10 protein-coding genes are annotated in these 12,831 nt (G+C 60.1%); 5 read left to right on the top strand and 5 right to left on the bottom strand.

The window, feature by feature from the left end; genetic code table 11:
• Window positions 1-205: 205 nt before the first annotated feature.
• Entirely contained in the window at window positions 206-1,510 is a 1,305-nt protein-coding gene (locus OIU19_RS23710; RefSeq protein ID WP_264237050.1) for an MFS transporter, read from the top strand.
• Window positions 1,511-1,644: 134 nt separating this feature from the next.
• Here the strand turns inward: OIU19_RS23710 and purT are convergent, their stop codons facing one another.
• From purT to OIU19_RS23685, 5 genes are all read right to left on the bottom strand, one after another.
• Window positions 1,645-2,826, bottom strand: coding sequence for a formate-dependent phosphoribosylglycinamide formyltransferase (gene purT, locus OIU19_RS23705; protein WP_186556375.1), 1,182 nt, complete (start codon window positions 2,824-2,826; stop codon window positions 1,645-1,647).
• Window positions 2,827-2,923: 97 nt separating this feature from the next.
• Window positions 2,924-3,391: a VUT family protein gene (locus OIU19_RS23700; protein ID WP_186556376.1), complete on the bottom strand. Its 468-nt coding sequence runs from the start codon at window positions 3,389-3,391 to the stop codon at window positions 2,924-2,926.
• 150 nt (window positions 3,392-3,541) lie between these two features.
• Window positions 3,542-3,739 carry a DUF1289 domain-containing protein gene (locus OIU19_RS23695; protein ID WP_264237048.1) on the bottom strand — a complete coding sequence of 66 codons (198 nt, stop codon included), beginning with the start codon at window positions 3,737-3,739 and terminating at the stop codon, window positions 3,542-3,544.
• Between the two features lies 1 nt (window position 3,740).
• Window positions 3,741-4,265, bottom strand: a complete 525-nt coding sequence (locus OIU19_RS23690; protein ID WP_186556378.1) for a gamma carbonic anhydrase family protein — start codon at window positions 4,263-4,265, stop codon at window positions 3,741-3,743.
• Window positions 4,266-4,308: 43 nt separating this feature from the next.
• Window positions 4,309-4,908, bottom strand: a complete 600-nt coding sequence (locus tag OIU19_RS23685; protein WP_264237046.1) for a CoA pyrophosphatase — start codon at window positions 4,906-4,908, stop codon at window positions 4,309-4,311.
• 134 nt (window positions 4,909-5,042) lie between these two features.
• Here OIU19_RS23685 and OIU19_RS23680 point away from each other — a divergent pair, with 134 nt between their 5' ends.
• The 4 genes from OIU19_RS23680 (at window position 5,043) to OIU19_RS23665 (ending at window position 12,783) form a co-directional block, all read left to right on the top strand.
• Window positions 5,043-5,594, top strand: a complete 552-nt coding sequence (locus tag OIU19_RS23680) for an NUDIX hydrolase (protein ID WP_264237045.1) — start codon at window positions 5,043-5,045, stop codon at window positions 5,592-5,594.
• A 23-nt stretch (window positions 5,595-5,617) separates the two neighbouring features.
• Complete coding sequence (locus OIU19_RS23675; protein ID WP_186556381.1) at window positions 5,618-6,166, top strand: murein L,D-transpeptidase family protein; 549 nt, start codon at window positions 5,618-5,620, stop codon at window positions 6,164-6,166.
• A 431-nt stretch (window positions 6,167-6,597) separates the two neighbouring features.
• Window positions 6,598-8,280, top strand: a complete 1,683-nt coding sequence (locus tag OIU19_RS23670; RefSeq protein WP_264237044.1) for a ShlB/FhaC/HecB family hemolysin secretion/activation protein — start codon at window positions 6,598-6,600, stop codon at window positions 8,278-8,280.
• Window positions 8,281-8,316: 36 nt separating this feature from the next.
• The gene (locus OIU19_RS23665) at window positions 8,317-12,783 is read left to right on the top strand and encodes a hemagglutinin repeat-containing protein (protein ID WP_264237043.1); all 4,467 of its coding nucleotides are present in this window, start codon (window positions 8,317-8,319) and stop codon (window positions 12,781-12,783) included.
• Window positions 12,784-12,831: the final 48 nt, after the last annotated feature.

Genomic DNA, 12,831 nt, shown 5'->3' with positions numbered 1-12,831 from the left:
CGCCCGGCGTCACACGGCCAGTCCGCTTCACTGATAGCCCTGCGGTCCTGCTTCAGCACCCCGAACAGCCCCGCTCCCCTCCTTATCCCCTGGGCCATCGTCAGTCGAGCGACTCACAACAATACGCTCCGGCGTCCGCGCGCCCGTGTCTGCCTGGGCACAGTGCGGCTTGCCAGCGAGCATCTGACTGTCAGGGATCTACGCAATGACAACCAGCAGCACCTTCGCCGACTCGACCCCGACCGCGCCGATCAACTCGCCCGCGCGGGTGGCCACCGCCAGCTTCATCGGCACCGCCATCGAGTTCTACGACTTTTATGTATACGCCACCGCTGCTGCGCTGGTGATCGGCCCGGTGTTCTTCCCTTCAGGGTCGGGCACTGCGCAAATGCTCGCCGCCTTTCTCACCTTTGGTATTGCCTTCCTTGCCCGGCCAATGGGCTCGGCGCTGTTCGGCCACTTCGGCGACCGCATCGGGCGCAAGTCGACCCTGGTCGCCTCGTTGCTGCTGATGGGTGTTTCGACCACAGCAATTGGCGTTCTACCTGGCTACGACAGTATTGGCGTCTGGGCGCCGATCATCCTTTGCCTGCTGCGCTTCGGCCAGGGCCTGGGGCTGGGCGGCGAATGGGGTGGCGCGGCGTTGCTGGCCACGGAAAACGCCCCGCCGGGTAAGCGCGCCTGGTTTGGCATGTTCCCGCAACTGGGCCCGTCGATCGGCTTCCTGGCCGCCAACGGCCTGTTCCTGAGCCTGGCACTGACCCTTAGCGACGAGCAGTTCCGTGACTGGGGCTGGCGGATTCCGTTCCTGCTCAGCGCCGCGCTGGTGCTGGTCGGCTTGTACGTGCGCCTCAAGCTTGAAGAGAGCCCAGTGTTCGCCAAAGCCGTGGCCCAGCACCAGCGGGTGAAAATGCCGGTAGTCGATCTGTTCGCCAAGCACTGGCGACCGACCCTGCTTGGCGCTGCGGCGATGGTGGTGTGCTACGCGCTGTTCTACATCTCCACGGTGTTCTCGCTCAGCTACGGCGTCTCTACCCTGGGTTACAGCCGGGAAACCTTCCTCGGCCTGCTGTGCTTCGCGGTGGTGTTCATGGCCCTGGCCACGCCGCTGTCGGCCTGGCTCAGCGATCGTTACGGGCGCAAGCCGGTGTTGATCGTCGGCGGCCTGCTGGCGGTGGCATCGGGCTTTACCATGGAGCCGCTGCTGACCTCGGGCTCGACCACGGGCGTGGCGCTGTTCCTGGCTATCGAGCTGTTCTTGATGGGGGTGACCTTCGCGCCGATGGGGGCATTGCTGCCCGAACTGTTCCCGACCCATGTGCGCTATACGGGCGCCTCGGCAGCCTACAACCTGGGGGGTATCGTCGGGGCTTCGGCCGCACCGTTCTTCGCGCAGAAACTGGTGAGCATGGGCGGTTTGAGTTGGGTGGGAGGCTACGTGTCGGCAGCAGCAGTGCTCAGCTTGATTGCTGTGCTGTGCTTGAAAGAGACGCGTAACGCAGAGCTCTAAAGCCAGGCAAACATCGCGGGGCACGCCCGCTCCCACGCCATGTGAGGCAGGCAACACCGAGGTTGGCGACGCTGCTCTGCTCCCACGCAGCCATATGAGGATTGCGTGGGAGCGGGCGTGCCCCGCGATTGACGTTAGAACTCGACTTTGACTGCCTGCGAAGCGCGGGTCGCCTTGGCCCGCGCCGCTTCGATCGACTCATCGCGCGCCAGGCATACGCCCATGCGCCGCTGGCCGTTGATTTCAGGCTTGCCGAACAGGCGAATGGCGGTATCCGGCTCGCTCAAGGCAGCACCGAGGTTGGCGAAGCTGGTCTGCTGCGACTGGCCTTGCGGCAAAATCACCGCCGAAGCCGATGGGCCGAACTGGCGCACCAGTGGAATCGGCAAGCCGAGAATCGCCCGCGCATGCAGGGCAAACTGCGACAGGTCTTGCGAGATCAGGGTCACCAGGCCGGTGTCATGCGGACGCGGCGAGACTTCGCTGAACCACACCTGATCGCCCTTGACGAACAGCTCCACGCCGAACAGACCCCGCCCGCCCAGGGCATCGGTGACCGCCTTGGCCACCCGCTGCGATTCGGCCAGCGCCTTGGCGCTCATCGCCTGCGGCTGCCACGACTCTTGGTAGTCGCCCTTCTCCTGACGATGGCCAACCGGCTCGAGGAAAGTGGTGCCGCCCACATGGCGTACGGTTAGCAGGGTGATTTCGTATTCGAAATCGATAAAGCCTTCAACGATCACCCGGCCCTTGCCAGCACGACCGCCTTCTTGTGCGTAGTCCCAGGATTTCTGCAGGTCAGCGTCGCTGCGCAGCAGGCTCTGGCCCTTGCCCGAGGAGCTCATCACCGGCTTGACCACGCAGGGGTAGCCGACATCGGCGACAGCCTTGGCGTAGTCCTCGAAGGTGTCGGCGAAGTGGTAGGGCGAGGTCGGCAGATCGAGCTCTTCAGCGGCCAGGCGGCGGATACCTTCGCGGTTCATGGTCAGCTGGGTAGCGCGAGCGGTAGGCACCACGTTGAAGCCTTCGTTCTCAAGCTCCACCAGGGTGGCAGTGGCGATGGCTTCGATCTCAGGGACGATGTAATGCGGCTTCTCAGCCTCGATTACCGCACGCAGGGCAACGCCGTCGAGCATGTTGATGACGTGGCTGCGATGGGCAACCTGCATGGCCGGGGCATTGGCGTAACGGTCCACGGCGATCACTTCGACGCCCAGGCGCTGCAGTTCGATCACCACCTCTTTACCCAGTTCGCCGCAGCCGCACAGCAGTACTCGGGTCGCGGTGGGCGACAATGGGGTTCCGATACGGGTCATTTCAGGTCCTCGAAGGCGTCCGGGGGCTGCGTCAGGCTGTGCGCTGCCCGCTGAAAAAGGACCGACATTCTACATCAGGTTGCGAGCGCGCCGCTGGTCAGCCTGCCAAGGCGTTTTTCCGCGCTCGCCAGGTCATCGCCAGCCACACCGCCGTTACCCCAGCGAACTTCGACGCCAGCGCGGTACCGGCCACCGCGGGTGTCAGCGCGCCGATCATGCCGAAGAAAATGAAGGTATCGACAGGAATGCTCAGCGCCGAACTCAGCCACAGGCGATCGCGCAGCGGCCGACGGGTGATACTGAATACCAGCCAATCGATCAATTCGGAGACGAAGAAGGCGGTAGCGCTGGCCAGGGCGATGGCCGGCTCCGAGGTGATGTAGGACAGCAGCAAGGCCGCCAGCATGGCCAGCAGCGCGCCGTGACCATAGCGGGTCTGCACCATGTCGCGCAGGATGAACACCAGTCCGCCCCAGGCAGACCAGATCACATCCAGGTGTGGAGCGCTGGAAAAGGCGTAGTTGATCAGCACTACGCTGCTGATATAGGCGATCAGATAGAACATGGCAGGTAATCGTCGGACAAGCCGCACAGATTACTTGATTTTCGGGTCAGCGCCAGCCTCTTCGCGGGTAAACCCGTTCCTACAGGGTCAGCATGAATCCTGTAGGAGCGGGCTTGTCCCGCGAAGAGGCCGTACGGCCACTCGGTAAATTCAAAGGCCGAGGATCATCCCCGCCGCCACCGCCCGCTCATGGCACAGCTTGAGCACCTGGCGACGCTCAGTGTTATCCATCCGCCCCCAACGGGTAATCTCCGCCACGCTGCGCTGGCAACCGGTGCAAATGTCCTGCTCATCCAGCGCACAGATACTGACGCAGGGCGAAGCGACTGGGCGTTCGGCGTCGCTCATCTCAATCCTCCTGCGGGGCCAGGTCGCGTGCATAACGTTCGGCGTTGTGCACATAGTGGGCAGCGCTGGCTTCCAGCATACGCTTCTGCGCATCGGTCAGCTCACGCACCACTTTGCCGGGCGAGCCCATCACCAGCGAACCGTCAGGAATCTCCTTGCCCTCGGGGATCAGCGCATTGGCGCCGATGATGCAGTGCTTGCCTATCTTCGCGCCATTGAGGATCACCGCGTTGATGCCGATCAGGCTGTAGTCGCCCACCGTGCAGCCATGCAGCATGGCGTTGTGGCCGATGGTCACGCCCTTGCCAAGGGTCAGCGGCGAACCCATGTCGGTGTGCATCACCGTGCCGTCCTGGACATTGCTGTCCTCGCCGATGTCGATCAGCTCGTTGTCACCGCGCAGCACCGCACCGAACCAGACGCTGGCGCGCGCTTGCAGGCGAACCTTGCCGATCAGCGTGGCAGTGGGCGCAGCCCAGCTGCTGGGATGGGTCTCTACCCGCATGTCACCCAAGCGGTATTTCATGGATAGCTCCTCACGGTCTGGCGAGTGGCGGGGTCGACCCCGCTCAGTTCTGGATGAAACGCTCTGGTGGCTTGTGCAAGCTGATGCCGGCATCGAACAGCAGGTTGACCAGCTCGACGATCATGATCGCCGACAACCCCCAGATCTTGTACTCGCCATAGCGATAACTGGGCACGAACCAGCTGCGCCCTTGATAATCGATCCGGTGGGTGTGGTCACGCGGGTCCTGGCGGAAGAATTCCAGCGGAACGGTGAATACTGCCGCGATCTCGGCGTCGTTGGCGTGGTATTCGACGTAATCGGGGATCAAACCGACGAATGGCGTCACCTTCAGGCCATGTAGGGAAATCAGCGGACTGAGGGGGCCGATCACCTCGACCAGGCCTGGCGGCAAGCCGATCTCTTCCTGCGCCTCGCGCAGGGCGGTGAAGATCAGGTCAGGGTCTTCCGGATCGCGCCGCCCCCCCGGAAAAGCCACTTCCCCACCATGGGTGGAAAGCCCCTGGGCGCGCAGGGTCAGTACCAGTTCGGGCTCTTCGCTGCGGGTGATGGGCAAGAGTACCGCCGCCTCGGGAAAACGGCGATCCGCCTCCAGTGACGCGGGGATATGGTTGCTCATTCGGCGAAGAAGCTCGTCCAGCATTACGCACTCTCGATTCCAAAGCCTGGCCTGCATGATGCACCAAAAGCCCCAAGGCACCCAAGCCCTGCCAGGGGGCGGCTTGCGGCCCATGCCCCAGGCGCGCCAAGATAGGCTGATCTTAAGGGAAGCAAAGCATGAATTTCTGCAGCGCGTGCGGCCAACCGGTCATTCAACGGATACCCGAAGGCGATAGCCGCTTGCGCTTCGTCTGCGAGCATTGCCAGACCATCCATTACCAGAACCCGAATATCGTCGCCGGCGTGCTTCCAATATGGGGTAGCAAGGTGCTGTTGTGCCGTCGGGCAATCGAGCCGCGCCGTGGTTTCTGGACCCTACCGGCCGGCTTTATGGAAAACGGCGAGACCACCGACGCTGCCGCTCGTCGCGAAACGATCGAGGAAGCCTGCGCCCGGGTCGGGGAAATGACCCTGTATCAGCTGTTCGATCTGCCGCACATCAACCAGGTGCACCTGTTCTTCCGCGCCCAACTGGCGGACCTGGACTTCGCCGTGGGGGTAGAGAGCCTGGAAGTACGCTTGTTCGAAGAGGAGGAAATCCCTTGGGGGGAGCTGGCTTTTCGGACAGTCACTCGCACACTAGAATGCTACTATCGCGACCGCATCAGGCAGCACTACCCCATAGGCCATGAATACCTGCCGCCGATGAACGTCTCGTCGTCCACTTAAACCGTTTGCAGGGATACCGTTTCATGCGTTGGTTGCTCGCCCTCTTCTGCCTCAGCGTTGTATCGGTGTCCCAGGCGGCCTTCACCGAGACGATCATTCGCAAACCCCAGGCGCAGGTGCAAACCCAGGCGCCTGCGCAGGAACATCCGCTGATCGACAAAGTACTGGTGATCAAGTCCGAACGTCGCCTACAGCTAATCAGCCGTGGCGAGCCGCTCAAGACCTACCGCATTTCGCTGGGCAAGCAGCCCAAGGGCGCCAAGGAGCGCGAAGGCGACAAGCGCACCCCCGAAGGCTTCTACTGGCTGGACTGGCGCAAGGTCAGCGACCGCTTCAACCTGGCCATGCACATCTCTTACCCGAACATCAGCGATGCCGCCAAGGCGCGCCGTGAAGGTGTAGCTGCGGGCAGCATGATCATGATCCACGGCACGCCGATCAACGAAGACTATCCGGAGTGGTACTTCCATACCCTGGATTGGACCGAGGGCTGCATCGCCATGCGTAACGATGACATGCGCGAAGTGTGGAGCATGGTCAAGGACGGCACCATGATCGAGATTCGTCCTTAAGCTCTGCTGTTCATTCCCACTCATATCTCGGCTGACAACGCTCTGGTTCAGCTGCTCCCGCAATGGGAGCAGTGGCTAAGCAGTTATTTTGCGACTGCGCGTATTAAATATGTACTGACGACTGTTAACCAGAAATAAATCCTACAAACCAAGCATTGGTCCCCAGCTAGGGGGACTTAACAAAGCGTGCTCGAAACTCTTCGTCGATCGCCCGTATTCATTAGACATAATTGGACAACTAAGCAGCCCGCCCACTTAATACGGCGTTAATTTCACTTACCCCCGGCTCTCATCTCTCCAACTTTCCCACACGCCAACATCCGCTAGCCCACGTGGCAGATGGCATAGAACCACATTCAAACAAACGCCTCGGTTCTTAGAATTCACGCAAATGAATTCCTTCCTTCTTACATCATTTGCGAGGATCTTCAATGTCATCCTGGGTGCACCCTATTGCCCGCAGCTTACTTGCCTGCGGCGCGATTACGCTGCTGACGATTGCCCCGACCCAGGCCGACACTGCCAGCCAGCACCTACGTGACCAGCAGCAAGCCCAGCGTCAGCGCGAACAATTGCAACAGCTCGAACGCTGGCAACGCCTGCAACCGATCACTGCGCACGATGACGATGAGGCTGCCTCCGACACCGCGGATAACCCCTGCTGGGCGATCAGCGGCGTGCGCCTGGCCGGCAACCACAAGCTTGCGACCCAAACCCTGCAACCAACCGTACAAACACTGTCGCAGCCTTGTATGAACATCGGCGACATCAACCAGTTGCTCAAGGGGCTGACCGAGCACTATGTAAAAGCCGGCTATCCCACCAGCCGGCCTTACCTGGCTCGACATCCCGAGCATGATGCGCCGCTGGATATCATCGTTATCGAAGGCTTCATCGAATCGATCGAGCTCACCGACGCCAACCTGCCGCTGTCACTACAAGGTGCGTTTCCCGACCTGCTGGGGCAACCGCTGCATCTGCCAGACCTCGAACAGGGGCTGGACCAGCTCAATCGATTGCGCGCCTATGACCTCGGTATCGACCTGCTGCCTGGGCAAATGCAGGGTGGCACCCGCGTACTGCTGCAGCCTCGTCGAGTCGCCTCGCCCTGGCACCTCGACACCCGCGTTGACAATCGCGGCAGTGCGCTGACTGGGCGCCATCGCCTGAACCTAGGGCTTGGCCTGGACAGCCCGCTGGGGCTGAACGACGACCTGCGCCTGTCGCTGCTGTCGACGGTACTCGATGCACCAGGCCGAAGTCGCGGGGTCAACCTGTACTACAGCATTCCTTATGGCCCTTGGACGTTCAACCTCAGCGCGAGCCAAATGCGCTATCGCGCGCCCATCCCGCAAAGCCACGTGAGCAGCAATGGCGACAGCCGCGTGTTCGGCCTTGGCGCCGAACGGGTGCTGTGGCGCAACCAGCGCGGCATACTCAGCGCCAGCACCCGACTGGATCGCAAGCAACTGGTCAACCGCGCGAATAGCACCGTCATCGCAGTGCAGAGCCCGACCCTGACCACCTTCGAAGCGGGCCTCAACCTGCTGTGGCTCGATCATGGCCTGTGGAATGCCTATCTAGGCATCAGCCGAGGTCTGGACTGGTTCGGCGCCGACCGGCCCTTCCCTCAAAAACAGGCGCCGCGACCTGACTTCGTCAAGTACCGCGCCAACCTGCTGCACCTGCGTCAGGGGCCTGCGCACTTGCCTTGGCGCTGGCACAGCGAGCTGGCCCTGCAGTACAGCCCTGATGTCCTGCCAGTGGTCGAGCAGTTCCAGCTCAGCGATGACTCAGCCGTACGCGGCTTCCGCCAGCACAGCGCCTCCGGCGCCAGCGCCGTTGTCTGGCGCAACACCCTGAGCCAAGCGCTGCCGCTGAACTTGGCCCAGCCAGTCCAAGTACGCCCCACTCTCGGCCTGGACCTGGGCTGGTCCCGGTTCGCCCACAGCAGCACCCCGCAACGCCTGGCTGGCGCTGCCGCGGGCGTCGAGCTGAGCCTGGCGCAAAGCCGCCTGCGCCTCGACTACCAGCGCGCCCTGTATGCCAGCGAACGCCCCACCTCCGGGCTTGAGCGAGGCTTCTGGGTAATGGAATGGACCCTGAACATCTGACTTTCCCTCCCACCACTGCAAAAAGTGATCGTGTACATGTGCCCCTACGTCCCCTCCTCTCCTTGTCCACCAACCAAGCCGGATACCTTGCGCTGGACGATCTTCCTCGCCCTGCTGGGCTCCGCCAGCGCGCACGCCCAAGGCGGTCTGCAAGCGAAGTTGGACTCTGGCGGTTCGCCAATCATCAACCACCAACATGGGGTGCCAGTGATCAACATCGTCGCGCCAGATGCCAACGGGCTGTCGCATAACAAGTTCATCGACTACAACGTTGGCAAGCAAGGCGTGGTGCTGAACAACGCTTTGCAGGGTGGCGGATCGCAACTGGCTGGCAAGCTGGCTGCCAACCCCCAGTTCCAAGGCCAGGCCGCGTCGACCATTCTCAACGAAGTGGTGAGTCGCAACGCTTCGGTGATCGAAGGCACTCAGGAGATTTTTGGTCAACAGGCCAACTACATTCTCGCCAACCCCAATGGCATTACCCTCAATGGTGGTCGATTCATCAATACTGCCGTTGCTGGCTTCGTAGTTGGCAAGCCCGGGTTTCGGAGCGGGCAGCTGCAAACCTTTGAGACGCTAAGCGCCAACGGCAAACTGGAGGTGAAGGGCGATGGTCAGACCAATAGCGAAGGTGCCTTGCACCTGATCGCACCCCGCCTGGACAGCACTGGTGAACTCGGGGCAAAAGACAATCTCAACATTACCGTCGGCCGCAACCTCATTGATAAACACAATGGAAAGATCATCAGGCACGAGGCCGGCGCCCCATCGGACATCGATGCCAATCTACTCGGAGCCATGTACGCGGGCCGCATCAATATCCGCAGTACCGCTGAAGGTGCAGGCGTGCGCATGGGGCCGATCAGGGTTGAGGCCGACCACGGCATCCGCATCGACTCAGCAGGGGCCTTGGAGGTCAGCGGTGCACCAGATTCATCCAGTACTCTCAAAACCTCAGCTGGCAAGTTACAACTCAATGCCGCCGCCGACCTGACACTACGCGCGGTTGATGGCAATGCCGAGCAGATCTCCGTCGCCTCTGGAAAACAGCTGAAACTTGAAGTTGCCACTGGTAAAAATGAAACCCACCACGACGACCTGTTGCAAAGGCGCTTTACCACCGTTTACCGACCACGCGGCACCCTGCTGCACAGCAGCGGTGACATCAGCCTGCAATCACAAGGCGATATGGCACTGCAAGCTGCCACCGTGCAAGCGCAAGAGGGTCTGCGCCTGGAGAGTAAAGGCCACATAGATGTCAGCGCAGCTATCGAAGAAACCAATACCAGAAGCTACCAACGCGAAAATAGCGACGTATCTTGGCGTGATGCTACTTACACCTCTGACACCCAGCAAAGAGCACATGCCAGTACATTGAGCGCCAACCACGTGGAGATCAAAGCAGCCAACGCCCTGGACATCAAGAGCAGCAACCTGGAAAGTGCAGGCCACCTGCAACTTGAGGCCAGAGATATTAATCTGGCTGGTCAAAGGCTTGAGGACGACGTTCAACGTTGGGCGACCTCTGACCGCCATGTATCCAAAGCCCCAGCCAATAAACACCAGCGACCATGGCGCTATTCCGGTACTAACGTGACGGCGGCAACCCTCGCCGCCCAGGGCGAGCGGATCACTATCCGCGGCAGTGAAGTGACCAGTAAGGGCGATGCACAGCTCCATAGCACCAAGGGCTCACTGACAGTGGCGGCAGGTTCTTCTGGTGAAAGCACAATTACCTCAGACCACAAGCTGTTAGGCCTCGCGTTGAGCCATGCCGTCAATCAACGGCCGCAACTCAGTAATATCAAATCTGGCGCTAACCTGGACCTCTCCAGCACTGACGATTTGAAGATTCTGGGGGCGCGTATCGAGGCGGCAAGGCACTTGAATGTAAAGGCCACTAAAGCCCTGGTAATCGATAGCGCACTTGAACGCAACGACTTTTCAAGCCTGAGCGCTCTGCACACATTTCATTTCGGTACCCGTGAAACCCAGCCCGCGCAAGATGGCAAGTCCGGTTCGCACCAATGGGAGTTCTATGGCGGCTATCGCGCACCTGTGACGATCAAAGAAATAGTTCAATATAAACAGCACCCCAGTGAACTTGCAGCAGCTTCGCTGAGCCTTCGCAGCGACACTCACCTACGGGCCCGGGGTGCCAAACTCAATGCCCGGGCGGGTGATCTCAGCCTACAAGGCAACAAGATTAGCCTGACCGCCGCTGAAGATACGCGCTCGTTTTCCAGTCGTTTAGATGAACTCGGCGAGGGCGTGGCGCTCAGCGTTGGCGTCGAGCGAGTTGGCTTCGCGTTGGAAGCACTGCAAAGCACCGAAACCTCAAAAAGCGAAAACAGCAAGGTGCAGCGCAGTGAACTGCTAGCTACAGGCAATGTGGCGATCAATAGCGACAATGATCTGATCAATGAAGCCAGTCGTGTCGACGCAGGCAAGCATCTCAAGATTCACGCTGGCCACATCGTAAATCGCGCGGTATCCAACGAACTTAAACTTGCGGCAGACAGCAACCATTGGCGTGGCAGCCTCGGTGCCAGCCTGGAATATCACGGCCTGACCAAACCCATCGTGGATACAGTGGAAGGCAAGCACGCTGACCGCTTTCAGCAAGATTCGATCGTCGATGCGTTCAGTCCACCAAGCGTTGGCATTGACGCGACCTGGCGCTCCAGAGATCGCCAGGAGAACTGGACAAAAGAATACGTACAGGTCGGTCAATTGTCCGGCGCATCGGTCGAGGTCAAGGCCGCTGTCATTGATGACCAAGGTACCACCTGGCAAGCGCGCACCGGCCTATTGGAGATCAATGCGAAGCAGCACAACATGCTGGCCGCGCACGATACCAGCTCGCACACCGTGCACAACCTAAGCGCCGCTATCGATACTCGCGTGGACACCACCACAGGTAAGGATGTCGGGATACGCCTCAACGGTAGGGGGGGCACGCTTGATACAGTTGAAAACACCAGCAAGGCGGTGGTGGGCAGCCTTCAAGGTCAAGGTATCAATATCAGGCTTAGCGGTGGGGGCGTTTATCAAGGCAGCCAAATCAATGCAGGCACGGGTGGGGTACATATTCTCAGCGGTGGTGCGTTGTCGGTGCTTCAAGCAAGCAGCCTGCGAAGCAAGGAATCAGGCTCGCTCAATGCTAAGGCTCGACTCAAAGTCAGCGCTAAACCGGGCGAAAAGGGTGCGGAATTCCGCGGTTACTTCGATAAGGCTGACAGCTCAAGTTCAAAGTCCGTGGCTAAGGTGGCATCGATCAAGGCAGACGGTGAAGTACTGCTGAACAGCGCTGGCGATCTACTGCTTGAAGGAACACGGATTGGTAGTGAGGCCGTCAAGGTTGGCGACATCAATCTGCACAGTGGCGGGAACTTGCAGATTAGCTCGGCCCGTAATACCCACAAGGCCCACAGCAACAGGCTAGATGGCGGTCTGGAAGTGTCCGCCAAACAAGGTGACACCACAGGTGGCGGTGTGGGTGGGCACCTGGGATATGGCAATGTCGACGAAGATGACATCGAGGCTGTGGATAGCCATCTACACAGCAACGGCCAGTTGACGCTCTCCAGTCGTGCTAACAACGAGCGAGCCCTACATCTACAGGGTGTGCAGGCATCAGCCGGGCTCATCCAGTTACAGGCATTGAATGGCGGCGCGCTGATTGAATCCTCGGCAAACCAGATAAAGCACAGCAACCTCGATATCACCGGTGGTGTCGGCGGTCTAAATCAGCAGGGCAAAACCGCTACCGAAGGCCTATGGCTGCGCGGCAAACTCGACCTGGACCTGCGCAATAACCAGACGTGGAACGCCAGCACATTAACAGCGCGAACCCTTGCTTTGAATAGCAAAGGCGATACCCGGCTGCAAGGTACCAGCCTTAAGGCCGATCATATCCAAGGCACGATCGGCGGCGACCTGCACGTTGAAAGCCGCAAGGATAACGTCGACACCTGGATTGCGGATGTCGATATCAAAGCTAGCCACGAAAAAAACCCGCAGGGCTGGGCCAATACAGTCAATTCGATTGCCGGACCGTGGGGCCAGGAAGCCAAGCAGCAGCTTAAATTCTTGACCAAGCACAAGCCCCAGAACTACTTGGCACCCGACATCTATGTATTGCGTGAGAAGCGTGACAATGTCGCCCATCAAGCAGGGCTTGAAGGTGCTGAGGGGATCGATCTGAAGGTCGGTGGCGCTGTCAATCTGGTGGGTGCTCGACTGGCGTCAGCTCATGGCGATGTCGTGCATGGCGCAGAAAAGGTGACCGCTGAAACCTTGACCGGCAATAACTACCGGGTGGACGGGGGCATCAAGTTTTCTACCTCATCAGTCGAGCAGGCACTGGCCCTGATGAAGCAATCCAAGGAAAAAAGTACTGCGGGCAATCCAAACGCGTTCAATCTGTACGGGCTCGCTCAGGGCAGTTACCTGAACCAGGATCAGGAATTGGTATCGAGCATTCAAGGACAAGCCAAGTGACTGTTGCCGCCAGTTTCTTCACGGCCATTCGCCGCGCCGTAGCTGATA

Origin of the sequence: Pseudomonas sp. BT-42-2 (assembly GCF_025847435.2) — a bacterium.
Lineage (GTDB): Bacteria > Pseudomonadota > Gammaproteobacteria > Pseudomonadales > Pseudomonadaceae > Aquipseudomonas > Aquipseudomonas urmiensis.
This window is presented reverse-complemented; position numbering and strand designations above follow the sequence as displayed.